At 35.9% G+C, this 24,700-nt stretch carries 21 protein-coding genes and 1 other annotated feature; of the genes, 19 read left to right on the top strand and 2 right to left on the bottom strand.

Translation table 11 applies throughout. The annotated features are described in order from the left end of the window. Together lon and yihA are read left to right on the top strand one after the other, a co-directional pair. Nucleotides 1–2,331, top strand: coding sequence for an endopeptidase La (gene lon, locus HNQ94_RS01845; protein ID WP_174494498.1), 2,331 nt, complete (start codon nt 1–3; stop codon nt 2,329–2,331). Continuing rightward, entirely contained in the window at nt 2,328–2,915 is a 588-nt protein-coding gene (gene yihA, locus HNQ94_RS01840; protein WP_174494499.1) for a ribosome biogenesis GTP-binding protein YihA/YsxC, read from the top strand. The genes lon and yihA overlap by 4 nt, the downstream gene beginning before the upstream one ends. A 90-nt stretch (nt 2,916–3,005) precedes the next feature. Here the strand turns inward: yihA and HNQ94_RS01835 are convergent, their stop codons facing one another. Next, nucleotides 3,006–3,491: a LiaI-LiaF-like domain-containing protein gene (locus tag HNQ94_RS01835; RefSeq protein WP_174494500.1), complete on the bottom strand. Its 486-nt coding sequence runs from the start codon at nt 3,489–3,491 to the stop codon at nt 3,006–3,008. 295 nt (nt 3,492–3,786) lie between these two features. Between HNQ94_RS01835 and hemA the strand changes: the two genes are divergently transcribed. From hemA to HNQ94_RS01795, 8 genes are all read left to right on the top strand, one after another. Further along, a complete protein-coding gene (hemA, locus tag HNQ94_RS01830) occupies nt 3,787–5,163 on the top strand; it encodes a glutamyl-tRNA reductase (protein WP_174494501.1) in 1,377 nt (458 codons plus the stop codon). 20 nt (nt 5,164–5,183) lie between these two features. Then, on the top strand, nt 5,184–6,011 hold the full coding sequence (locus tag HNQ94_RS01825) for a cytochrome C assembly family protein (protein ID WP_174494502.1): 828 nt from the start codon (nt 5,184–5,186) through the stop codon (nt 6,009–6,011). Nucleotides 6,012–6,023: 12 nt separating this feature from the next. After that, nucleotides 6,024–6,959 (top strand): hydroxymethylbilane synthase, encoded by a 936-nt coding sequence (hemC, locus tag HNQ94_RS01820; RefSeq protein ID WP_174494503.1) that lies wholly within the window; start codon nt 6,024–6,026, stop codon nt 6,957–6,959. Then, on the top strand, nt 6,956–7,732 hold the full coding sequence (locus HNQ94_RS01815) for a uroporphyrinogen-III synthase (RefSeq protein ID WP_174494504.1): 777 nt from the start codon (nt 6,956–6,958) through the stop codon (nt 7,730–7,732). The genes hemC and HNQ94_RS01815 overlap by 4 nt, the downstream gene beginning before the upstream one ends. Then, a complete protein-coding gene (hemB, locus tag HNQ94_RS01810; RefSeq protein WP_174494505.1) occupies nt 7,725–8,705 on the top strand; it encodes a porphobilinogen synthase in 981 nt (326 codons plus the stop codon). The genes HNQ94_RS01815 and hemB overlap by 8 nt, the downstream gene beginning before the upstream one ends. Before the next feature lie 16 nt (nt 8,706–8,721). Next, nucleotides 8,722–10,014 (top strand): glutamate-1-semialdehyde 2,1-aminomutase, encoded by a 1,293-nt coding sequence (hemL, locus tag HNQ94_RS01805; protein ID WP_174494506.1) that lies wholly within the window; start codon nt 8,722–8,724, stop codon nt 10,012–10,014. 233 nt (nt 10,015–10,247) lie between these two features. Then, nucleotides 10,248–11,339 carry a stage VI sporulation protein D gene (spoVID, locus tag HNQ94_RS01800; RefSeq protein ID WP_174494507.1) on the top strand — a complete coding sequence of 364 codons (1,092 nt, stop codon included), beginning with the start codon at nt 10,248–10,250 and terminating at the stop codon, nt 11,337–11,339. Between the two features lie 111 nt (nt 11,340–11,450). Beyond that, nucleotides 11,451–12,464 carry a phosphotransferase gene (locus HNQ94_RS01795; RefSeq protein ID WP_174494508.1) on the top strand — a complete coding sequence of 338 codons (1,014 nt, stop codon included), beginning with the start codon at nt 11,451–11,453 and terminating at the stop codon, nt 12,462–12,464. Here HNQ94_RS01795 and HNQ94_RS01790 read toward each other — a convergent pair. Next, a complete protein-coding gene (locus HNQ94_RS01790) occupies nt 12,461–12,649 on the bottom strand; it encodes a YszA family small membrane protein (protein ID WP_174494509.1) in 189 nt (62 codons plus the stop codon). The two genes, HNQ94_RS01795 and HNQ94_RS01790, sit on opposite strands and share 4 nt — an antisense overlap. Before the next feature lie 120 nt (nt 12,650–12,769). Continuing rightward, nucleotides 12,770–13,001, top strand: a binding site (T-box leader). Nucleotides 13,002–13,106: 105 nt separating this feature from the next. On the opposite strand from HNQ94_RS01790, the gene HNQ94_RS01785 reads away from it, so the two are divergent. The 9 genes from HNQ94_RS01785 (at nt 13,107) to mreD (ending at nt 24,646) form a co-directional block, all read left to right on the top strand. Continuing rightward, a complete protein-coding gene (locus HNQ94_RS01785) occupies nt 13,107–15,749 on the top strand; it encodes a valine--tRNA ligase (RefSeq protein ID WP_174494510.1) in 2,643 nt (880 codons plus the stop codon). Nucleotides 15,750–15,866: 117 nt separating this feature from the next. Then, nucleotides 15,867–17,177, top strand: a complete 1,311-nt coding sequence (locus HNQ94_RS01780) for a bifunctional folylpolyglutamate synthase/dihydrofolate synthase (RefSeq protein WP_174494511.1) — start codon at nt 15,867–15,869, stop codon at nt 17,175–17,177. A gap of 87 nt (nt 17,178–17,264) precedes the next feature. Then, on the top strand, nt 17,265–18,998 hold the full coding sequence (locus HNQ94_RS01775) for a sensor domain-containing diguanylate cyclase (protein WP_174494512.1): 1,734 nt from the start codon (nt 17,265–17,267) through the stop codon (nt 18,996–18,998). 286 nt (nt 18,999–19,284) lie between these two features. Then, nucleotides 19,285–20,262 (top strand): SPOR domain-containing protein, encoded by a 978-nt coding sequence (locus HNQ94_RS01770; RefSeq protein ID WP_174494513.1) that lies wholly within the window; start codon nt 19,285–19,287, stop codon nt 20,260–20,262. A gap of 361 nt (nt 20,263–20,623) precedes the next feature. Next, on the top strand, nt 20,624–21,190 hold the full coding sequence (locus HNQ94_RS01765; protein WP_174494514.1) for a Maf family protein: 567 nt from the start codon (nt 20,624–20,626) through the stop codon (nt 21,188–21,190). A gap of 31 nt (nt 21,191–21,221) precedes the next feature. Next, complete coding sequence (gene radC / locus HNQ94_RS01760) at nt 21,222–21,911, top strand: RadC family protein (RefSeq protein WP_174494515.1); 690 nt, start codon at nt 21,222–21,224, stop codon at nt 21,909–21,911. 254 nt (nt 21,912–22,165) lie between these two features. Next, a complete protein-coding gene (locus HNQ94_RS01755) occupies nt 22,166–23,206 on the top strand; it encodes a rod shape-determining protein (RefSeq protein WP_174494516.1) in 1,041 nt (346 codons plus the stop codon). 19 nt (nt 23,207–23,225) lie between these two features. Beyond that, a complete protein-coding gene (gene mreC / locus HNQ94_RS01750; protein ID WP_174494517.1) occupies nt 23,226–24,113 on the top strand; it encodes a rod shape-determining protein MreC in 888 nt (295 codons plus the stop codon). Beyond that, the gene (gene mreD / locus HNQ94_RS01745; RefSeq protein ID WP_174494518.1) at nt 24,113–24,646 is read left to right on the top strand and encodes a rod shape-determining protein MreD; all 534 of its coding nucleotides are present in this window, start codon (nt 24,113–24,115) and stop codon (nt 24,644–24,646) included. The genes mreC and mreD overlap by 1 nt, the downstream gene beginning before the upstream one ends. Nucleotides 24,647–24,700 lie beyond the last annotated feature (54 nt).

The raw sequence follows: 24,700 nt of genomic DNA, 5'->3' as shown, positions 1-24,700 counted from the left end.
ATGGCGGATGATATTATTAAACAACTTCCCCTCCTGCCTTTACGCGGTTTAATTGTATACCCTTCTATGGTTCTACACTTAGATGTAGGTCGTGATAAATCAGTCAAGGCGCTGGAGAAATCAATGGTGGAAGACAATAAAATATTTTTAGCATCACAAAAGGAAGTAAATATTGATGAACCTCGAAAAGAAGATATATACCGAATGGGTACAATTGCTACGGTAAAGCAAATGTTAAAGCTCCCAAATGGTACAATACGTGTATTAGTTGAAGGTTTAGATCGAGCTGAGCTTATACAGTATAAAGAGGATGAAGAAGAATTCTTTTTAGTAGAAGTGGAAGAAATAAGTGAGGATCATGGGGATAAATTGGAAGAAGAAGCCCTTATGCGTACACTGTTGGAATATTTCGAACAGTACATAAAAGCCTCTAAAAAAATCAGTCAAGAAACATTAGCTACAGTTGCTGATATTGATGATCCAGGTCGACTTGCTGATATAATCGCTTCCCATCTTTCCTTGAAAATGAAAGATAAACAAAAGGTTTTAGAAATTACAAATGTGAAAGAGCGATTAAATCATCTGATTGAACTGATTCACAATGAAAAAGAAGTTTTACATTTGGAAAAACAAATTGGGCAACGTGTGAAAAAGTCTATGGAGCGTACACAAAAAGAATATTATTTACGCGAGCAAATGAAAGCTATTCAAAAGGAGCTCGGTGATAAAGACGGTAAAACAAGTGAAGTTGCTCAATTAAGAGAGAAAATTGAAGAAGCAAAGATGCCAGAAAGAATTGAAAAAGTGGCTTTTAAAGAGTTGGATCGCTATGAAAGAGTACCGAACAATTCAGCGGAGAGCTCTGTCATTCGCAATTATATAGAATGGTTAATTTCATTACCTTGGACGAAAGAAACAGAAGACGTTTTGGATATAAACCGTGCGGAAAAAACGTTAAATGAAGATCATTACGGGTTGGAAAAGGTAAAGGAGAGAATCTTAGAATATTTAGCTGTTCAAAAACTAACTAATTCTATAAAAGGGCCTATTCTCTGTTTAGTTGGTCCGCCAGGGGTTGGGAAAACCTCTCTTGCAAAGTCTATTGCAAAGTCCATTAATCGTCATTTTATAAGAGCTTCACTTGGTGGCGTAAGGGATGAAGCTGAAATTCGCGGACATAGAAGAACATATGTCGGTGCGATGCCTGGGCGTATTATTCAAGGAATGAAAAAGGCAGGCACCATTAATCCGGTATTTTTGTTGGATGAAATTGATAAGATGGCAAGTGATTTCAGGGGGGACCCTTCTTCTGCAATGCTAGAAGTGTTAGATCCTGAGCAAAATAGTACATTTAGTGATCATTTTATTGAAGAAAGCTATGATTTATCTAACGTTATGTTTATAGCAACAGCCAATAACCTAGGTACTATCCCAGGTCCATTATTGGATCGTATGGAAGTTATTACAATAGCTGGATATACAGAGGTTGAAAAACTACACATTGCAAAGGAACACCTTTTACAAAAGCAAATTAAAGAAAATGGGCTTTCTAAAGGAACCTTCCAAGTTAAAGAAGAAGCATTACTTAAGCTGATCCGTATGTATACGAGAGAAGCTGGTGTGCGTAATTTAGAAAGACAATTAGCTTCTATTTGTCGAAAAGGTGCAAAAATGATTGTAGCAAACGAAAAGAAAAAGGTTGTTGTTACGGAAAAAATGCTTGAGGAAATGTTAGGTAAGCCTAGGTTTCGTTATGGACAAGCAGAGGAGAAAGATCAAATAGGTGCAGCAACTGGCTTAGCTTATACAGCTGCAGGTGGTGACACTTTGTCCATTGAAGTGTCCTTATACCCAGGTAAAGGAAAGCTTACCTTAACAGGTAAATTAGGAGATGTTATGCAAGAGTCAGCGCAAGCTGCCTTTAGTTATATTCGTTCAAGAGCAGAAGAATTAAACATTGATCCTAACTTCCATGAGAAAAACGATATTCATATACATGTGCCAGAGGGAGCAACACCTAAAGATGGTCCATCAGCTGGTATAACTATAGCAACAGCTTTAGTTTCTGCATTAACAAAACGCGCTGTTCGTAAAGAAGTCGGAATGACTGGGGAAATTACGTTAAGAGGTCGAGTACTTCCTATCGGTGGATTGAAGGAAAAATCATTAAGTGCTCACCGTGCAGGACTAAAGAAAATTATTATACCGAAAGAAAATGAAAAAGATTTAGAAGATATACCTGAAAGTATTCGAAATGATTTAACATTTTTACAAGTATCTCATTTAGATGAGGTATTGAAGCATGCATTACTGGAGGAGCCGGGAAAATGAAAGTAAATAGTGTAGAACTGGTTATCAGTGCAGTAAAACGTGACCAGTATCCGAATGATCCAATGCCTGAAATAGCTTTGGCGGGTCGTTCAAATGTAGGTAAGTCATCCTTTATTAACAGGATGATACAGAGAAAAAGTATGGCTAGAACATCATCAAAACCAGGGAAAACACAAACTTTAAATTTTTACCTCATTAATGAGCAGCTTTATTTTGTGGATGTTCCGGGATACGGTTACGCAAGAGTTTCTAAGAAGGAACGAGAAGCTTGGGGTCGTATGATGGAAGAGTATTTTACGAACCGTGAAGAATTAAAGCTTGCTGTTTTAATTGTTGATTTAAGACATAAACCAACACAAGATGATGTTTTAATGTATAACTTTTTAAAGCATTACGAAAAACCTGTACTTGTCATCGCAACCAAGATGGATAAAGTGCCAAAAACAAAAAGACCTCAGCATTTGAAAGTAATAAAAAATCAATTAAATATCGATCCAGAAGACCAAATTGTCCTATTTTCATCTGAGACTGGTGAAGGAAAAGACGATGCATGGGGAGCCATCCGATCGATTATAAACAAGTAAGGAAAAGGTCCGTACTACTATAACAGAGTACGGACCTTTCCAGTTATCTATTTCCACGGAAATATTATGTACAGCCTTGAAACTTTACTTTTATCTTTTTGTAACAATTAAGTAAATGCCAACACCAACTAAAATAAAAGGCAAAAATGACCCATCACTATTACTAGGTATTAAATGTAATGTTTCTAACCAACCTGGTTTTTTAGATGAAAGAATAGCGAACAAGGAAATGACTAATAATATAACTCCAATAATTAATCCATTTTTTGTCTTTTGATATTGGATAAAAAAGGCAATACTAATTACTAATAAATAAACTCCCCAATGATCAATCCAAAAGGAGTAATGGAGAAGACCGTGAAAATGAATGCCAAAACCTAAAATAATAATTCCTGGAAATAAACTTTCATGAACTTTTCCAAAAAATCCTTGAATGAGAAAGGCAACACCTATAATAATAAGAAGTGTTGGCCAAGTTTGGTAGGAATGCAAAAAAGTAATATTATATTGCGTGATAAAAAAATATAACCCAACACCAATCATGAAGGAACTTGTAAATAAATATTGTTTTTTCATAGCGAAGCCTCCTAGTTGTACGAGATATTTTTACTGTTTTAACCAAGCAATAAACGATTTTCTTGCTTGTGTAATCCAAGTATGTTAAGTTACTAAAGGGTATCATTCGTATTTTTCCTTTTGATTAGTTAACCTTTGCGATAAGCCAAGCTTTTCTAATCGTATCATAATAATTCAAAATATGTTCACTTTTTCCTTCTTAATTAGGAAGGGGAAGATGTTATAATATTTGTTGATTGACTATCCATATGAAACAATACTAATGATTGTGAAACATGTAGAAGGGGTGAAAATTATGCGAGTAATAGTAGTCAGTGTAAATTATCAGACAGCCCCTGTGGAAATTCGTGAAAAGCTTGCATTTTCTGAAGAAAAGTTAGCTGATGCTATGAAGATGTTAAATCAGCAGAAAAGTGTACTGGAAAATGTAATTGTTTCCACATGTAACCGAACTGAGATTTATGCTGTTGTGGATCAGTTACACACAGGCCGTTATTATATAAAAAGTTTTTTAGCAAACTGGTTCTCTATGGACTTAGAAGAAGTAGCATCTTATGTTTCGATTCATGAAGAGGAAAAGGCTATCATGCACCTATTCCGAGTTACTTGTGGATTAGAGTCTATGGTCTTAGGAGAAACCCAAATTTTAGGACAGGTTAAGCAGGCGTTTTTAGTAGCTCAGGAACAACAGGTTTCTGGCACTATATTTAATCAATTGTTTAAACAAGCTATTACAGTTGCAAAGCGTTCCCATAAGGAAACAGAAATTGGGGAAAATGCAGTTTCTGTAAGCTATGCTGCTGTTGAGTTATCTAAAAAGATATTTGGTGATTTGTCGAATAAACGTGTAGCAATTTTAGGTGCAGGTAAGATGGGTGAGTTAGCCGTCAAAAACTTGCATGGTTCTGGGGTACAAAATATTTCGGTTATTAATCGTACACGATCAAAAGCTGAAGAGGTTGCGAGCAAAATACACGGGCAAGCTTATTCCATGGATGAACTTGAACATGTGTTAAGTACCGTTGATATTTTAATTAGTTCTACTGGAGCGGAGGGCTATGTATTATCGAAGTCATCTATTGAAAAAACATTAAAAGCTAGAAAAGGTCGTCCTTTGTTTTTAATGGATATTGCGGTTCCAAGGGATTTGGATCCGTCTATAAACGATCTTGATAGTGTATTCTTATATGATATTGATGATTTACAAGGAATTGTCGATGCAAATCTAGAATCTAGAAAAGAAATTGCGCAAGAGATTGAAAGTATGATTGCAATAGAAATGGCTGATTTTGCTGAATGGGTGCGTACCCTAGGGGTTGTTCCTGTCATTTCAGCTTTACGACAAAAAGCACTTTTGATTCAGCAAGATACAATGGAGTCAATTGAAAGAAAGATGCCTGATTTGTCAGATAGAGAAAGAAAAGTATTAAGTAAGCATACGAAAAGTATCATTAATCAATTACTGAAAGAGCCTATATTACAAGCAAAAGAACTGGCTGGTCAGAAAAACGCTGATGAAACACTAGATTTATTTATGAAAATATTTGGGATTGAAGAAGAAGTGAAGCAGGAGCTTGATAAGCAATCCGAAAAAAGTCAGCATACTTTACCTTCTGATGCGAAAGGGAAATTATCTTTTCCGACTATTAGAAAGTCGTCTATTCATTCGTAAAAAGAAGGGATAACGATCTTATGACGGTAGATTTTGATTTGAAGTTGGTTTATGAACTTATTATATTTATTTATGCACTTACCATTGTTGGGTATTTTATAGACTTTATACAACATAACCGGAAGGTCAATCGTTTTGCCTTCTGGTTACTTTCATTGGTTTGGCTCCTGCAAACCTTTTTTTTATTTAGTAAAATATTAAATAAGGAAGCCTTTCCGTTCTTAACCATCTATGATGGTCTTTATTTTTATGCTTGGATATTAGTTACCTTTTCGCTCATTATAAACCGCCTATTTCGTGTAGATTTTTTTGTTTTTTTTACAAATGTAGTCGGATTCTTCCTAATGGTCATGCATATTTTTACGAGAGCACAAAATACAACGGATACGAGGAGTATAGACTTTGTTGGTGAAATGCTCGTAACACATATTACACTAGCACTAATATCGTATGGATTCTTTACCTTTTCTTTTATTTTCTCGTTAATGTATTTACTTCAGTACAGATTACTCAAACAAAAAAAGTGGACTCGTAGATTGAAAAGATTAGGCGATCTAGGTCAGTTGGATTTTTTCACTTTTATTACTATTTTGTTAGGTGTTCCTACCCTTTTAATCGCTCTTATTTTAGGCGTCATTTGGGGGTATACTTCTGGAGAAGCTTTTTATTGGTATGATGCGAAAACAGTAGGTTCTTTAATTGTCATTATTGTATATATGATATTATTGTTTTTACGTGTTGCACGGGGCTTTCAAGGGCGAAAACTAGCTTCATATAACGTATATGCGTTTTTGTTTTTACTTGTAAATTATTTTTTATTTAGTACATTATCTAACTTTCATTTTTAGGAGGAAATAAATATGCGTAAAATTGTTATCGGTTCTAGAAAAAGTAATCTTGCCTTAACACAAACGAATTGGGTCATTAAGCAATTAGAAAAATTAAACCTACCTTATACGTTTGAAGTGAAGAAAATTATGACGAAGGGTGACAAAATACTAGATGTTACTTTATCTAAAGTTGGTGGAAAAGGCTTATTTGTGAAGGAAATTGAACAAGCAATGTTTGACAAAGAAATTGACTTTGCTGTCCATAGTATGAAAGACATGCCTTCAGAGCTTCCAGAGGGTCTAATCATTGCCTCTATTCCTGAACGTGAGGATCATCGTGATGCGTTTATTTCTAAGGATGGTAAAACAGGATTAATGGATTTACCTGAAGGTGCAATCGTTGGAACTAGTAGTTTAAGAAGAGGTGCTCAAGTATTAGTACAACGTCCTGACTTGAAAATTAAGTCTGTAAGAGGAAATATCGAGACAAGGTTACGTAAATTAAAAGAAGAAGACTATGATGCAATTATTTTAGCTGCAGCAGGTTTACAACGTATGGGTTGGTCATCTGAAATCGTAACGGAATTTCTTGCACCAGATGTTTGTGTTCCTGCGGTTGGACAAGGTGCTTTAGCTATTGAATGTAGAGAAGAAGATAAAGAAGTGAGAGAACTATTGGCAAAAATTAACGATGCTGAAACGACTCGTACTGTTACAGCAGAAAGAACTTTTCTACATTTATTAGAAGGTGGATGCCAAGTACCAATAGCGGGTTATGCCTACCTTGATGGCGAGGAAGTCGTATTAAGTGCATTGGTTTCAAAATCTGATGGTTCAAAGGTTGTCCATGAGATCGTAAGAGGGAAAGATCCAGTTGAAGTTGGTAAAGAAGCTGCAGAGCGAGTTTTTGCACAAGGTGGAAAAGACATGATAGACGAAGCAAAAAGAGAGCTTGATCAGTCATGACACTCCCTTTACAGGGAAAAAGGATTTTAGTTACAAGAGGGAAAAAACAATCAAATTCGATGTCACGTTTAATAAAAAAGTATGGTGGAGAACCAATAGAGGTGCCTTTAATCACTTTTGATTTAGTGTTAAGTGAGAATACCAAACGAATCATGGCTGATCTTGAGAAATTTGATTGGATTTTTTTTACGAGTGCAAATGGCATTCACTATTTCTATGAGAGTTTGAAACGATATGACCTTGCTATTCCTTCTGCAAAAATTGGAGTTGTCGGCAAGAAGTCTGATGAGATCCTTTCACAATATGGACTAACAGCTACTTTTATACCTGATGAATATTCAGCAGCAGAAATGGGCCGGGTATTCACAGAAAATTTCCATGCCAAAAATGTTCTACTCGTACAAGGAAGTTTATCAAGAAATGTCTTAGAGAATGCCCTTATCGAGCATTGTATCCCTTTCTCCACTGTCACTGTTTATACAACTAAATACAATGATAGTGCAAAAGAGCTACTTCAGAAAGTTTTAACAGACCAGCACCTAGACGTTCTTACATTTACTAGTCCATCGTGTGTGGATGCATTTTTTGCACTTGGTGGAGATTCTGCAAATAAGTACAAGGAAACAGTATCAATATGCATAGGAACTACAACCGAAAAAGAAGCTCAAAAAAAGGGGTTTACACATGTATTAACCCCTAGTAATTTTACTATTCCGGATATGATACATACATTAGTTCAATATTGCCAAAAGGAGCTGGATGAAAATGAGTAAGGAACTAAGCTTTAAGCGACACCGTCGTCTTCGTGCATCTGATAATTTGAGAGCATTAGTTAGAGAGACACACCTACATAAAGAGGACTTAATCTACCCTATATTTGTTGTTGAAGGTGAAGGCGTAAGAAATGAAGTAAAATCAATGCCTGGAGTTTTCCATCTTTCTCTTGATTATTTAACAGAAGAAATGAAAGAGGTAGAATCGTTAGGGATTAAGTCGGTTATTGTCTTTGGTGTTCCAAAGGAAAAGGATGAAGTAGGAACCCAAGCGTATTGTGAAACCGGGATTGTACAAAAAGCAATTAGACAAATTAAAAAAGATGTTCCTTCTTTGACCATTATTGCGGATACTTGTTTATGTCAATACACTTCACATGGACACTGTGGAGTTATTAAGGATGGAGAAGTGCTTAATGACGAGTCATTAAAGTTGCTTGCCGAAACAGCTGTGAGTCAAGCGAAGGCAGGTGCAGATATTATCGCTCCTTCTAATATGATGGATGGCTTTGTTGCAGCAATTCGACAAGGATTAGATGTAGCAGGCTTTGTAAATACACCAATTATGTCCTATGCCGTAAAATATGCTTCGTCCTTTTATGGACCGTTTCGTGATGCAGCACATAGTAGTCCACAGTTTGGGGATCGAAAAGCATATCAAATGGATCCAGCCAATCGCTTAGAAGCAATTCGTGAGGCTGATTCGGATATTGAGGAAGGTGCAGATTTCTTAATTGTGAAACCAGCACTCTCCTACTTAGATATTATGAGAGAAATTAAAAATCGTCATCCTGTTCCTGTTGTTGCTTACAATGTAAGCGGAGAGTATTCCCTTGTTAAAGCAGCAGCTCAAAATGGTTGGGTAAATGAAAAAGAAATCGTTTTAGAAAAGCTTACGTCCATGAAACGTGCGGGCGCGGATTTAATTATTACGTATTTCTCCAAAGACGTTGCGAAATGGTTAAGTGAATAAGGAAAGGGTGAATAGAGTGAGAAGTTATAGCAAATCTATTGAAGCTTTTAAAGAGGCGGTTGATTTATTACCTGGTGGTGTTAACTCCCCTGTTCGTGCATTTAAATCAGTAAAAATGGACCCTATTTTCATGGAAAGAGGAAAAGGATCAAAAATTTACGATGTTGATGGCAACGAGTATATTGATTATGTTTTAAGCTGGGGTCCACTTATTTTAGGACATGCCCATGAAACAGTTGTAGAAGCATTGAAGAAGGTTGTGGAAGGTGGAACAAGCTTCGGTGCCCCAACAGAAATAGAAAATAAATTAGCTAAACTTGTTATCGAAAGGGTCCCTTCTATCGAAATGGTACGTATGGTTAACTCTGGAACAGAAGCGACGATGAGTGCTTTGCGCCTTGCAAGAGGTTACACTGGTCGGGACAAAATTTTAAAGTTCGAGGGAAATTATCACGGACATGGTGACTCTCTTTTAATTAAAGCGGGGTCTGGTGTAGCAACACTAGGTTTACCAGATAGCCCTGGCGTTCCTGAATCAATCGCGAAAAATACGATTACGGTACCTTATAATGACATGGAGAGTGTCGAATATGCATTCCAGGAGTTTGGTGACGACATTGCAGCTGTTATTGTAGAACCTGTATCTGGAAACATGGGAGTTGTTCCTCCAGTTAATAGCTTCCTGCAAAAATTAAGAGATATTACCGAAAAGAATGGAACACTTCTTATTTTTGATGAAGTAATGACTGGTTTTAGAGTAGGCTATCACAGTGCGCAAGGTCACTTCGATGTAACGCCTGATTTAACGTGTTTAGGTAAAGTTATTGGTGGAGGTCTTCCAGTAGGTGCGTACGGCGGAAAACGAGAAATAATGGAAAATATTGCTCCAGCTGGTCCTATCTATCAAGCTGGGACTTTATCAGGTAACCCATTAGCGATGACAGCTGGTTTTGAAACGTTGAATGCATTGACTGAAACTACGTATGTTGAATTAAACAAGAAGGTTGATCGTCTAGTAGAAGGACTAGGAGCTGCAGCGACAGAGCACAATATTCCACATACGATTAATCGTGCTGGATCCATGGTTGGCATCTTCTTCACAAATGAGGATGTTGTGAACTTTGAATCAGCAAAATCAGCTGACCTTGATATTTTTGCTCAATATTATCGTTCTATGGCAGAAGAAGGAATCTTTCTTCCACCATCCCAATTTGAGGGCTTATTTTTATCTACTGCCCATACGGATGAAGATATTGAAAAAACGATTGAAGCGGCTAGAAAGACATTTGCTAACATTACAAAAAAATAAAAATATTAAAACCTTGTCATTAGTTGATGACAAGGTTTTTGTGTTTAATTAACTGAAAGGATAAACAAAGAATGGTTGATATAGCCAAACTTTGGTTGATGAAAACATAAAAGAATAGACGTTTTTATAAAAAAACTGTTCCATTTCCAATGTCCGTAATAATTTCCCTTCCCCTCACATATAAGTGTAGAGATTGGTAAATAGCAACAATCATATGGGGAGGAGGAGTTCGTTTGACTCAAGATCACCGAAATGTGTTTACGTTTGATTTAAATGAGCTTTTATGGTTTGAAAAAGGACAGGAAGTACAGGAACTTATCGGCATTGCACTGGAGCCCGATATAACGATTAATGAAAATGAAGATTACGTTTCTGTTAGGGGGGTTATTGAGCTTACCGGTGAGTACATGCCTACTATTTCAGAGCAGGGAGAAAAGTATGAAGATCAAGTAGTTTCTTTTCAAGACCACAGTACGAAAAATTTTATTCGAGATATAAGAAGCTTTGACGATGGTTTAAATGAATTTCATTATAATATTCCAGTAGAAATTACGATTCCAAAGTATCGTGTATCTTCATTAGACGACGTACTAGTAGAAATAGACTATTTTGACTATGAAATTCCTGATACTTCACACCTAAAGCTTCAGGCACAAGTAGTAATCTCCGGTATTGAACAAGATCAGGCCTATTCACCTAGGACAGAAGAGGAAGTACAAGAAGAAGCTACAGATAATACCTGGGATGAGGTAAGTCAACCTTTTTCATTTGACATGAAGTTCGAAGAGGATGAGGAGTCATCTAGTATTTTGGAAGAGGATAGTCCAATAGAGGAGCTTCTAGTCGAAGAAAGTAGGGACGAGGAAGAACCTGTGGAACAAAAAGAGAAGGAAAAGGGAAGAGATTTATGGTTTAAGAAAAAGTCCCAAAGCTTTGGAGAGTTTTTTGGAAATAAAGAAGAAGTAGAAGAAGAACTAGAGGATAGCCCATTTGAAAGTCCATTTGATAGTTCCTATGAAAGCTCTAATGTGGAAAGTCCAACTTTAGAAGTGGAGTATCACATGGAGGGGAATGATGAATCACCTAGCCCAGATAGTCGTGAAAATGCGGTATATTTAGTCAATATGTTTGATCGAGAAGAAGATACGTATTCGCGTATTCGTATGTGTATCGTTCAAGATTCTGATACGCTTGATACAATTGCAAAGAGGTATTCGATACCAAAAATGTCTCTTGTTCGATACAACAATTTAGAAAGTGAAGTTTTAAATGCGGGGGAAATTTTATACATTCCTCAACAAAAACCTCAAAAAGATCCGTCCTAATTGTGCTATTCGGGGTGTTAACTCTTTCTGGATTGAAGTTTAAAAACGAAGGCTTTCGCCAATTTAAACTGGCGAAAAGCCAAGTTTTTCAAATGGATAAGGATGAGAGAATTGAGTAAATTACAAAATATATTAAAACAGTACGGTATGCAATCTTATCAAGGAGAAAAGCTTTCACCTAATGCATTAAAAGTATATACCGGTAATCAATATGTGGTTATCAAACAATCGAAAAATAGTGGATTAGAAGACACATTCCGTATGGTTTATCAAACAGCAAATGAAAAGCAGTTAGCGACAGTAGCTCCACTATATATTTCGAAGGATAACACCCCTATTATTAAGGGGAAAAACCATAATTATTATGTGATGCCTTGGTTTAAAGCAAAAATGAACGAATCAATGACCTCTTCTTATCACCTATTTTTTAAGGAGTTAGGTTATATTCATCAAAAAACCATCGCAGAGAAAAGTGTGGATTTAGATAACATAAATAATTGGACGGATGCACAAAAAAGTAAAGTGAAAAATACATTTTATCGCTTCGAAAAGTGGATCGCCTTATTCGAAGCGAAACATTTTATGTCACCTACCGAATTACTCTTATGCCACCTTTATCGTGATATGAGAGAGCTATGCTATAACCTTGAGTATTGGTTTGGGGAATGGCGTGACCATATTAGCAAAGAAGAGAAAATGCGTATTGTTTTATGCCATGGCAATTTAGCACCATCCCATTTCATTCATACAGAAAACGGAATGGTGTTCATCAATTGGGAAAATGCGTTTTATGGTCACCCAGCAAAGGATATATCTCGATTTTTTTATCATGTTTGTCGTTTTCATGATGCACCTATCAACGAAATGATGGAAGCCCTAGATCATTATCACTCTATATACCCTTTCTATAAAAGTGACTATGCTCTTTTTGCCTTGCATTTACTTAATACGGATCGGTTAATGAAAAAAATCGCTCAATATATAAAAAATAAAAATGCGTATGCTGAAACGGAATGGGTACGTCAATTCCAACAATTCCATTTTTATTATAAGCATGCTCTTTACATCCAACAACAGCTTCGAAGCTATTTAGTGGATGATGAAGAAATGGAATCGGAGTATTAAATCCAGCCTAAATAAAAGGCGAAGAATAACCCAACAAGCAATCCTAATAGGAATACATCAAGTGTTGTAGGTATAAAAAGTGTTCGTGCACATTGGTATATCATAATGGGTAATGTACATCTTTCAATGACAAAAATCCAATGTCTAAGCCATGGCGGAAGTTTGAAACGATAAAATTTTCCCATAATACCCCTCCTTATTCATTATTGTGATAGTATATTATGAAGAATTTTTGGAAAAAGTGTATAAAGAACATTGACTTTTCTATGTGGAAATGGATAAAATAATGAATACAATAGAAATAGCAAAATGCAGTGATAGGGAAGAGTACAAGATCAAGTCCTACAGAGAGGGAAGTAATTGCTGAAAGCTTCCTAGGAAAGTTAGTCTTGGAAGGTCGCCCTGGATGCAGCTTCTTTGAAAAAATATGAGTAGAAGAAGCCGGATAAAAACCGTTAACGACATGAGTGCACAAACGAGTCTATTCTCGTTTGTGAATGAAGGTGGTACCGCGAAATAAACCTTTTCGTCCTTTTTGGATGGAAAGGTTTTTTATTTTGCTCGCGAAGAAGTTAGCGTATTTTAAATACTCCACTGTATTTAAATGCGAACAAGTAACAGTTAAAAATGAGGAGGGTTATCATGGGAAATAAAGAAGTTTCTATGCCGCCAAAATACGATCCTAATCAAGTGGAAGAAGGTCGTTATAATTTTTGGCTTAAGGGTAAGTTTTTTGAAGCTAAAAACGATGAATCGAAAGAGCCGTTTACAATTGTTATTCCACCCCCAAACGTAACAGGTAAATTACACTTAGGGCATGCTTGGGATACAACGCTGCAAGATATTATGACCCGTTTTAGAAGAATGCAAGGTTATGATGTGTTGTGGTTACCTGGTATGGATCATGCTGGTATTGCGACACAAGCGAAAGTTGAAGCAAAGTTAAAAGAGCAAGGCCAAAGTCGATATGACCTTGGGAGAGAAAAGTTTATAGAGAAGGCTTGGGAATGGAAAGAAGAATATGCTTCTTTTATTCGAAAGCAATGGGAAAAAATCGGACTCGGATTAGATTACTCCAGAGAACGTTTTACGCTTGATGAAGGTTTATCTGATGCTGTAAAAAAAGTCTTTATAAACCTGTATGAAAAAGGTTTAATCTACCGTGGTGAATATATTATAAACTGGGATCCAGCTACGAAAACGGCATTGTCTGATATAGAAGTAATTTATAAAGAAGTGAAGGGTGCTTTTTACCATATGAAGTACCCATTAAAAGATGGTTCAGGTCATATTGAAGTTGCTACAACTCGACCAGAAACCATGCTAGGGGATACTGCTGTTGCCGTTCATCCAGAAGATGATCGGTATAAGCACTTAATTGGTAAAACAGTTATTTTACCGATTACAGGAAGAGAAATCCCTATTGTAGCGGATGACTATGTTGATATGGAGTTTGGTTCCGGTGCAGTTAAAATTACACCAGCACATGATCCAAATGATTTTGAATTAGGAAACCGTCATAACTTGGAGCGCATTCTAGTGATGAATGAAGACGGTACAATGAATGAAAATGCTGAAAAGTACAACGGGCTAGATAGATTTGAATGTCGAAAGCAGCTAGTGAAAGATTTACAAGAGGGAGGCATTCTATTTAACATAGAAGAACATGTTCATTCCGTTGGGCACTCAGAGAGAAGCGATGCGGTTGTTGAACCTTATTTATCTACTCAATGGTTTGTTGACATGCAACCACTTGCAAAGGCTGCTGTTGATCTACAAAATACAAAAGATAAAGTAACGTTTATTCCGGATCGTTTTGAAAAAACGTATTTAAACTGGATGGAAAACATTCGAGATTGGTGTATTTCTAGACAACTTTGGTGGGGACATCGTATACCTGCTTGGTACCATAAAGAAACAGGTGAAACTTATGTTGGACTTGATGCACCAGATGATGAAGAAAATTGGGAACAGGACACAGATGTATTAGATACATGGTTCTCTTCTGCTTTATGGCCGTTTTCTACGATGGGATGGCCGGATGAATCAAGTAAAGATTTCCAACGCTATTTCCCGACTAATGTTCTAGTTACTGGCTATGACATCATTTTCTTCTGGGTTTCTAGAATGATTTTTCAATCCCTTGAATTCACGGATCAAAGACCTTTCAAGGATGTATTAATTCATGGATTGGTTCGAGATGCAGACGGTAGAAAAATGAGTAAGTCATTAGGAAATGGTGTGGATCCAATGGATGTTGTTGAGAAATACGGGGCAGATTCTCTTCGTTATTTCTTATCTACTGGATCAGCTCCCGGACAGGACTTGCGTTTCCAATGGGAGAAAATTGAATCTACTTGGAATTTTGCTAATAAGATATGGAATGCTTCTCGTTTCGTATTAATGAATGTAAACGGTATGGAACACAAAGACATTAATCTTTCGGGTGAAAAGTCAGTAGCAGATCAATGGATTTTGACTCGATTAAATGAAACCATTGATAGCGTAACAAGAAATATAGAAAAATATGAATTCGGTGAAGCTGGCCGCCACTTGTACAACTTCATTTGGGATGATTTGTGTGATTGGTATATTGAAATGGCAAAATTGCCGCTATATGGTGAAGATGAGCAAGCGAAAAATACAACTAGATCAGTCCTTGTGTATGTACTAGATCACACAATGCGTATGCTTCATCCGTTTATGCCGTTTATTACAGAAGAAATTTGGCAGCATCTACCTCATGATGGTGAGTCGATAACGATTGCTAAGTGGCCCGAAATTCAAGCTGAGTTTACCAATACGGAAGCCGCCACTGAAATGAAAACATTGGTAGAAATTATTCGGGCTGTTCGAAATATTAGAGCAGAAGTAGAAACACCGATGTCTAAACCAATAAAGATGCTTGTAAAAGCGGGTAATGATAAGCTAAAGGCAGCATTAGAAAAGAATCGTCATTATTTAGATCGTTTTTGTAACCCGAGTGATTTAACAATAGATACAGAACTTACCGCACCAGAAAAAGCGATGAGTGCAGTTATTACAGGAGTTGAAATATATCTTCCGTTAGAAGGGCTTATTAACGTAGAAGAGGAGCTAAAGCGACTTGAAAAAGAATGGCAAAAATGGAACGCTGAAGTTGAATTAGTTCAGAAGAAACTTTCCAATGAGAAATTTGTTAATAATGCTCCTGCTAAAATAGTTGAACAAGAAAAGGAAAAAGAAAAAGACTATTTAGATAAACGGGCAAAAGTTGAAGCAAGAATAAAAGAAATGAAAGCTTAAAAATTGGAGATGGCTGATCCGTAGGTGTTTATCTTTACTACGAATCAGTCTTTTCCATTGTAATGTGAAGAAAACAATGTTGAAAAGAGAATATATGTAAAAAAGCGAGGGTCTAAGATGAACTACCAAGAAGCAGTTAACTGGATACACAGTCGTTTAACATTTGGGATCAAGCCTGGAATTAAAAGAATGGAATGGTTTATGGACAAGCTCGACCATCCAGAAAGAAAAATTAAGGCCATACATATAGCTGGAACGAATGGTAAGGGGTCAACGTTATCGTTCCTAAGACATTTATTACAAGCCCATGGGAAAACAGTTGGTACTTTTACATCACCTTATATTGTGCGATTCAATGAAAGAATTAGTATGAATGGTGAGCCAATTCATGACAGTGAAATAGTGTCCTTAGTTGAAAAAATAAAGCCTCTTGCTGAGGAACTAGAGCAAACAGAATTAGGTGCGCCTACTGAGTTCGAAATTATTACAGCGATGGCTTTTGAGTACTTTGCAAATGTGAAGGTCGACTATGTTCTTTTTGAAACTGGATTAGGTGGTAGATTAGATTCTACAAACATCGCAAAACCTCTTTTGACGATTATTACGAATATTGGGTTTGACCATATGAATATTTTGGGGGACACGTACGAGCAAATTGCTTTCGAAAAAGCAGGAATCATAAAAGCAAACATCCCTGTCATAACGGCTGTTGATCGTCCAGAGGCATTAATGGTAATAAAGAATAAGGCAATGGAAATGAATGCTCCTATGTTAGAGTACGGAGTGGATTTTAAAAGTGAAATAAATGATTTCGTAGAAGGTAAGGAAGTATTTTCGTTTTATTCAGTTCTTTTTAACATTTTATCTGTAGACATTCAAATGAAAGGAATCCATCAAATATCGAATGCGTCGTTAGCTCTTCAAGCATTTATAATGTTGGCGTCTATGGAAGAATTTGATGTGATAGAACAGTTTGTTAGAGAAGGTTTACAAAAAACATCATGGCCAGGAAGATTTGAAATTATAAATAAAAACCCTCTTGTCATACTAGATGGTGCCCACAACGTACCTGGACTAAAAACACTTACCAATACGTTAGAGCGTTTTTACCCAAATAAAAGGAAACATCTCATTTTCTCTGCAATGAAGGATAAACCGTTACAAGAAATGGTTGATATACTTGATAAAGTGGTAGACCACGTTGTATTTACTAGCTTTGATTTTGAAAGAGTAGCAAATCCTAACGATATAAATCAGCTTAGTTCACACCCGAATAAACAAGTAATACCTGATTGGTTAGACGCTTTCAATCAAGTGAAATCAACAATTGACTTTAATAAAGAGATAATTATATTTTCTGGATCCTTATATTTTATTTCTACAATTAGATATTATTTTGATGAAATGAACAAGGATATGATAAAATAGAAATAAATGTCGGAAAACTTAGAAATTACTAAAATCTCATTTTGAAAATAACATAATCATGCAAGTATTTTGCGGGAGATGCTAAAAATGACCCAACAAAAGAAATTAACGATATGGTTAGTGTGGTTAATCGTTTGGCCAACACTTCTGTTTTACCTATATAACGTCTTAGAGCCATCAATCGATGGAAAGTGGTTTGATGTTATTTCGTTTGCCATTTTGATGTGTATCGTTGCCTTTTTCCCGATAATTGTTGGGGAAACACCTATTTTCTTCATACAAGGAATAAGTTTTGCTGTATTCTTATACTTTGGCTTATTTGTTGAAATTGTTTTAACACAAATAGCGGTCATCGTCCTTATGTTAAAGCTACGAACCGGAAAAGAAGATTTACATAGAGTACCAGTAAACTTAACGATGTTTCTACTCATATCTATTATGGGTGCAGCTATATTTTATTTGCTAGGCGGAACAAATGGAGAAATTGAAACTTTCTCCTTTGAGCAAGTACTTCCCATTATTTCTTATGCATTAGCAATAATTGTTGCGAATCAAATTTTATTGCATTTGCTAAGAATGTTTATGACTGGAAAGACAGAGAACTTTTTCTCGCGTAGCTTATTATGGGATGTCATTACATCTATCGTTACCCTACCAGTTGGTTTTGTTTTATACCTCTTATATATTGAGTTAGGTGCAAAAGCAATCTACTTTGTAGGTATACCTTTTATTATTATTTCCGTTGTTATTATGAACTATTATGCTACTAATAAAATCAATCATTATTTGCAAAAGACTAGTGAAATTGGGCATAAATTAACAGGACAGTTAAACGTAAAAGAAGTATTAGATATATTCGTCAATGAAATCAGTGAATTACTAGAAGTAGATTATACGTACATATTTGATGTGACGAATAGTACGGAAACATTAACATTAATTCGGTTTGTAGATGCCGATAATGAAACTCCTTTAGAGAGTGTTACGCTAAAAAAATTCGATGGAATTAGTGGTACGGTTTATGGTGAAGGTGAAGGGGTCTATTATTCAAACAGAATAAAGTGGGAGAAGAAAGTACAAGACAGTACATTAACAGATGATGCGGAAAGTGTTATTTCCGTACCTATACGTAGAAACGAGAAAATTGTTGGTATCATTACAATTGTTTCTAAAAACAAACGAACATATGAAAAATATCATTATATGCTAGTAGAAATTTTAGCCAACTATTTAGCTGTTGCTATAGAAAATGCACGACACTATGATTCCACAAAAAGGAAAAGTGAACGTTGTCCATTAACAAAACTATATAATTTGCGTTACTTAGAAACATATTTAGCGACTGTATTTGAAGATATGAAAGCAAAAGGTGTACAAGAAAACCATTCCATGATTTTACTTGATTTAGATCATTTCAAAAAAGTAAATGATTCATATGGCCATGAGAGCGGAAATGAGGTTCTACGAGAACTTGCTAGACGTTTAGAGGAGTTTGTTGGAGACGGAAACGTGGTTGCTAGATATGGTGGAGAAGAATTTGTTATTTTCCTAAAAGATAAATCAAAGGGCGAAGCGCAATTTGAAGCCGAAAAACTTCGAAGAGTAATTAGTGATAAACCATTTACGTTAACACAACATATTATGCAAACTTCTGATCCGATTGAAGTTAAAATTACTGCTAGTATTGGTGTTGCAAGCTTCCCAGATGATTGCGAGGAGCCTTCGGAATTAATTAGACATGCCGACCGAGCTATGTATGTTGGAGCAAAACGGAGAGGTAGAAATAGAGTGGCAACCTATGAAAAAGTTAGTGAAGCATAAGAGAATTGGAATTTTCCATTCTCTTTTTTTGTACTTTAGTATAAGAAAAACGAAGGCTTTCTCCATAAGGACTTGGCGACAAGCCAAGTTTTTCTCATTTGAAAAAAGGTTTATTACGACAATAAAATACTATTTTAACGAAATAAAGCTCCTTTCTTTACTTGTTAAGACGAAACACCACGAAAGTTTGAGAAGAATAAAGGGTATCTGTTGACAAAACTCGCCTACTTTTTTCTCTTATACGTGATATCGTCATATTAAAAGCAGCTAAAGTGAGGTAGAAAAAGTGGACAAGAAACAGCAGCAGCTTTCGATACGTGTTAATGGAGAAAAATATAATCATCATGAAAGAGAAAAAGAGAGTGCAAGAGAAGAAGTCGCAGCAGCGTTAGATAGAAGAAGTGAATCTTTTTCTGACAAGGAAAAGGAAAATGATAAAAACCTTGATGATATTCCAGAGGTGAAAATCCTCCAACGGCCTTACAAAAATAAAAAATCACTATTTTCCAAAATTCCTAGTATAAAACACTTGCTGATTGCAGGTCTTTCAGCAACTTTTGTTGGTATTATTATGGGATTTGTTATGTTAAAACTATTATCAGGTGTTGGGACAGAAGAAACAGTTCAACCAGCAAATAATAACGGTGGAGAAGGGACTGCAAATGTTGGGTCTAATGAAGATGATGAAACTACCGGAAATCCGAGTGAAGATAATGTTGATTTAGTCCCTATTACCGTGGATGGATTTACTCCATATATCGTTCAAGTAGGAAGATTTACAACCAAAGAAAAAGCTGAGGAATGGGAAGGTAAGTTTTTAGATAAAGGTATTGATCCGTTTATATGGGAAAGTAATGGAGAATTCATTTTATTTGCAGGTATTGGTTTATCAAAAGATGCTGCCAAACAGCTAGAATTAGATATTGAAAATGCTGGATTTACGCCAGAGGATGCATTTGTGAAGGAATGGCCAATACTAGGTAAAGAAAAAAACTTAGTTGACGAAGAAGGAACTTGGGTGAAAAACGGCTTGGATACATGGAAGGAAGTTGTGCCTAGCTTTTCAACAAATGAAGCTCAAGCTATAGAAAAATTAACAGCCTGGTATGATGCTAAACCAGCTTCCTTATCTTCAGAAGGTCAGGAATTGGCAAATAATATGGATCAGTATTTAGAAACGCTTACTTCGAATAGTAACAAATGGTCTAAACAAAATAGCTTAATTAGCATTCTATATACTTTTGAGAACTTCCTATCCGAATAGATTTTATCAAAACCCTTTGTCTTCACATAAAAGACAAAGGGTTTTTTTGATCAAAGATAAGAAAGTATGAATTCAAAGAAGTCATACTAGAACTGCTAGTAAGTCAAGTTTATCCGTGGCAAAACGGCGACAACTGTATTTGGTTACACCTCCCGGAAGGTCTAGCATTTTTTTATTTCCTCTAACCTTCTTTGACCTGTCAAACTATAAATATAATGTTAATGTAAATATTAATTTTGTTTAGATAGATTTCAAAAATAGTCACACAATATACCTAAAATATATAAAATTGTATATTTGCGAATACATCTAAGTCTTATATAAGATAGATATAACATAAAAGCTTTTCAGGAGGAAAATCATGGGACAATTAGTATTGGCATCATCATCACCAAGAAGACAGTCTTTATTAAAACAAGTAAATATTCCCTTTATATTAAGAAAACAAGATGTAGACGAATCTATTATCACAACGCAAAATCCAACAGAGGCTGTAAAACAGTTAGCTGTGTTAAAAGGGGAAAGCGTTTCTTTGCATGACAATGAAGTGATACTGACAGCAGACACAGTGGTGTCTTTTCAAGGAAGTATCTTCGGAAAACCACAAAATAAAGATGATGCGTTTGACATGTTAACAAAACTGAGTGGGAATATACATGAGGTTTATACAGGGGTAATGATTAGAAGCGAAAATAATAAAACGGTATTTATAGAAAAAACAGAGGTGGAATTTTGGGATCTAAACGAGCAAGAAATAATGGACTACATTTCCACTCGTGATCCTTTTGATAAAGCAGGAAGTTATGGTATTCAGAGCCGAGGGGCTTTGTTAGTTAAAAGAATTATAGGGGATTATTTTAATGTTGTTGGCTTACCTATAGGGAGACTAGTAAGAGAACTGAAAAAATATTCAATATATCCGAAATGAACATAACAAAGGCAGGGAGAGGAGAATTTTTTTGGGAAATCAATCAATTCTTATTAAAGATGTTCCAAAGGATGACAGACCTCGAGAAAGACTCATACATCTAGGAGCTAATCATCTTTCCAATCAGGAGCTATTGGCAATTGTTTTAGGAAGTGGATCAAAGAATGAATCCGTTACTTCGATTGCACAACGATTACTTATACACTTTGAAGGGTTACCGTTACTGAAGGATGCTACTGTCGAAGAATTAACGGCAATTAAGGGTATTGGTAATGCAAAAGCGGTTTTACTCATTGCCGCCTTTGAACTCGGTAAAAGAATCCATGCTTTTCGACCGACGGAAAGGTTTGTTATTCGAAGCCCAGAAGATGGCGCTGATTTTTTAATGGAAGAATTAAGACACCTTAAACAAGAACATTTCGTATGCTTGTTCCTTAATACAAAGAACCAAGTGATGCATCAACAAACTGTTTTTATTGGAAGTTTGAACGCGTCAATCGTTCATCCACGAGAAATATTCCGCGAAGCTGTCAAAAGGTCAGCTGCCTCCTTTATTTGTGCACACAATCACCCCTCAGGTGATCCTTCCCCCTCACAAGAAGATATTCACGTAACGAGAAGACTTGCTGAATGTGGAAAAATGATAGGAATTGAGCTTTTAGATCATATCGTTATAGGAGATCGTAAATACGTTTCGATGAAGGAAAAAGGGTATTTATAGGACTATCTATTTCATTTATTTTCTCGTATAATATGATAAGACAGTAAAAAAAGGCGCCATTTTTCAGGTTATTTCCTGAATTGGCGCTTATTATCTTTCTTTTTTTGTAATACAATGAAATATAGAGATAAGGTGACAGTAAACTATTCATTTAGCTTCGGCTTATATAGATGACAACTTTTTCTTATCATGTATATTTTGGTTTGTGAAAAAATAAAAACATTATAAAGAGACTAGGGAAAGGAAGATACATAATGGCAGGATTTGGTTTTTCACAAGACCTTGGAATAGATTTAGGTACAGCAAATACGTTAGTTTTTGTGAAAGGGAAAGGTGTCGTTTTAAGAGAACCTTCTGTTGTCGCAAAAAATTTAACAACAGGTGAAGTAGAGGCTGTGGGAAGTAGTGCTAAGATGATGATTGGTCGTACTCCAGGAAATATTTCTGTTATTAGACCAATGAAGGACGGGGTTATTGCTGATTATGATACAACAGCAATGATGATGAAATACTATATTAATAAAGCACAAAAAAAGCGTTCTGTTTTCGCTAGGAAGCCAAATGTGATGGTTTGTGTTCCTTCTGGTATTACAATGGTAGAAGAACGAGCTGTTGTGGATGCGACAAAGCAAGCAGGGGCAAAGGACGCCTACCCAATTGCGGAACCATTTGCAGCTGCTATTGGAGCTGGATTGCCTGTTTGGGAACCAACGGGAAGCATGGTTGTAGATATTGGTGGAGGTACAACGGAAGTAGCCGTTATTTCTTTAGGTGGAATTGTGACGAGCCAATCAGTTAGAATTGCCGGAGATGAAATGGACGATGCTATCATTCAATATATTCGTAAAAAATATAACCTCATGATTGGGGAACATACAGCAGAAATAGTGAAAATGGAAATTGGTACTGCTAAAATTATAGATGGTGTGGAGGAGATGGATATTAGAGGTCGTGATTTAGTATCAGGTCTTCCTAAAACCATTACAATTAACAATGAAGAAGTGGAAAAGGCCTTAAAAGATACGGTTTATTCGATGATAGACGCTGTGAAGAGTACGTTGGAGAAAACTCCTCCTGAACTTGCAGCAGATATTATGGAAAAAGGTATTGTTTTAACTGGTGGAGGAGCTTTATTAAAAAATCTAGATCAATTAATTAGTGAGGAAACAAAGATGCCTGTCTTCGTTGCTGAAGATCCATTAGATTGTGTAGCAATCGGAACTGGTAAAGCATTGGAATATATTCATCACTTCCGTTCCAATCCTAACGTTGCGGGCCGTTCAACCATTGAATAAGTAGAAGTAGGTGTGGTTCATGTGGTCCTTTTTTAGGAGACGAATATTAATCATCATTTTAGTAAGCATTATTCTTTTAGTAACTTTAATAGGTTTTACAATTAGAGACAGAGATCAAGTATCCTTACCTGAGGAATTTTTAAAGGACACAATTGGTTGGGTACAAGGAGTTTTTCAAGTTCCAATAAATATTGTGACAAACTTTTTTACGGATGTAGATGATTTAAAAGAAACGTATGAGCAAAATAGAGTTTTAAAAGCAAGGTTATCTGAATATAAAGATTTACTTTATGAGGTACAAGCCCTTGAGAAAGACAATCAAGAATTACGCGCTATGTTGGATCTGAAGGAAACGGATAATATCCGTAAATTCAATCCTATTCAAGCAACTGTAAATGGCCGAAGTCCCGAATTATGGTTTCAACAGCTTACGATTAATAAAGGGAAACAACACGGAGTTGGACCGAATATGGCTGTTATTACTTCAGAAGGCATGATTGGCAAAATTAAAACGGCTTATCAATTCACATCTACTGTTCAGCTTCTAAGTGGTTTTGATTTAAATAACCGAATTTCTGTTCTAATTCAAGGTGAAGAGGAAAAAGAGCCAGTGTTCGGCTTGATTGAAGGATATGACGATAAAAGAAAAGCATTATTGTTAACAGTTAAATCTACAGATGTAGATATTGTTGAAGGTGAACGAGTATTTAGTTCTGGTATGGGTGGTGTATTTCCAGCAGGACTATCAATTGGAGAAATTGAAGCAGTAGAAATGGATGCCTATGGTTTAACGAAGATTGCATATGTCAATCCCGCAGCAGATCTTTATGAAATTGATCATGTTTTAGTGGTAGACCGAGTTATGCCAACCCCTGAAGAAGATCTTGGTATAGAGGGGGAGGAGTAATGAAACGATTATTTCTTCCTCTTTTTTTATTAATTTTATTAGTATTAGAAAGTACAGCCGCTGACCTTCTCCCTAAGGAGTGGATAGCCGCAGGGGTCTTTCCTATACCTCACTGGACGTTAGTTTTAACTATTATGATAGCAGTATTTTATGATCGTGATCATACTTTTTATTGTGTAATCTATGCTGTTATTTTCGGTTTCTTAATTGATTTGACTTACACAAATATACTTGGGGTTTATATGTTTACGTATGGACTAGTTGTCTATATTATTCATGGTTTAAAACAAATGCTACATCCAAATTTTGTTGTTGGTTTATTACTTGTTTTTCTTGGACTTGCTTTAGCAGATCATATTATTTATGTAATGTATTTTATGATTGGAAAAACTGATTTAACATGGATCGACTACACATCAGATCGACTCATTCCAACTCTATTAGGCAACATACTATTCTTCTTGATCATCTATCCAATCTTTCAAAAGCGACTACAAATTTGGTCGGAGGAACAGCTCTCGGAGAAGAAGTAATTGGAAAGAGGATTTTTCATACTACCTATCGAAAATGTATTATTGAGGTGAACC

The sequence above is a fragment of the Salirhabdus euzebyi genome (assembly GCF_014207435.1).
Lineage (GTDB): Bacteria > Bacillota > Bacilli > Bacillales > Alkalibacillaceae > Salirhabdus > Salirhabdus euzebyi.
This window is presented reverse-complemented; position numbering and strand designations above follow the sequence as displayed.

What these genes read in the sequence shown, in the direction of transcription:
- HNQ94_RS01765 (WP_174494514.1), top strand. Translation starts at nt 20,624, where the DNA reads ATGGGACAATTAGTATTGGCATCATCATCACCAAGAAGACAGTCTTTA.
- HNQ94_RS01825 (WP_174494502.1), top strand. Translation starts at nt 5,184, where the DNA reads ATGACGGTAGATTTTGATTTGAAGTTGGTTTATGAACTTATTATATTT.
- HNQ94_RS01835 (WP_174494500.1), bottom strand. Translation starts at nt 3,491, where the DNA reads ATGAAAAAACAATATTTATTTACAAGTTCCTTCATGATTGGTGTTGGG.
- HNQ94_RS01785 (WP_174494510.1), top strand. Translation starts at nt 13,107, where the DNA reads ATGGGAAATAAAGAAGTTTCTATGCCGCCAAAATACGATCCTAATCAA.
- HNQ94_RS01780 (WP_174494511.1), top strand. Translation starts at nt 15,867, where the DNA reads ATGAACTACCAAGAAGCAGTTAACTGGATACACAGTCGTTTAACATTT.
- hemB (WP_174494505.1), top strand. Translation starts at nt 7,725, where the DNA reads ATGAGTAAGGAACTAAGCTTTAAGCGACACCGTCGTCTTCGTGCATCT.
- HNQ94_RS01755 (WP_174494516.1), top strand. Translation starts at nt 22,166, where the DNA reads ATGGCAGGATTTGGTTTTTCACAAGACCTTGGAATAGATTTAGGTACA.
- yihA (WP_174494499.1), top strand. Translation starts at nt 2,328, where the DNA reads ATGAAAGTAAATAGTGTAGAACTGGTTATCAGTGCAGTAAAACGTGAC.
- HNQ94_RS01790 (WP_174494509.1), bottom strand. Translation starts at nt 12,649, where the DNA reads ATGGGAAAATTTTATCGTTTCAAACTTCCGCCATGGCTTAGACATTGG.
- lon (WP_174494498.1), top strand. Translation starts at nt 1, where the DNA reads ATGGCGGATGATATTATTAAACAACTTCCCCTCCTGCCTTTACGCGGT.
- mreD (WP_174494518.1), top strand. Translation starts at nt 24,113, where the DNA reads ATGAAACGATTATTTCTTCCTCTTTTTTTATTAATTTTATTAGTATTA.
- HNQ94_RS01815 (WP_174494504.1), top strand. Translation starts at nt 6,956, where the DNA reads ATGACACTCCCTTTACAGGGAAAAAGGATTTTAGTTACAAGAGGGAAA.
- hemC (WP_174494503.1), top strand. Translation starts at nt 6,024, where the DNA reads ATGCGTAAAATTGTTATCGGTTCTAGAAAAAGTAATCTTGCCTTAACA.
- HNQ94_RS01775 (WP_174494512.1), top strand. Translation starts at nt 17,265, where the DNA reads ATGACCCAACAAAAGAAATTAACGATATGGTTAGTGTGGTTAATCGTT.
- hemA (WP_174494501.1), top strand. Translation starts at nt 3,787, where the DNA reads ATGCGAGTAATAGTAGTCAGTGTAAATTATCAGACAGCCCCTGTGGAA.
- mreC (WP_174494517.1), top strand. Translation starts at nt 23,226, where the DNA reads ATGTGGTCCTTTTTTAGGAGACGAATATTAATCATCATTTTAGTAAGC.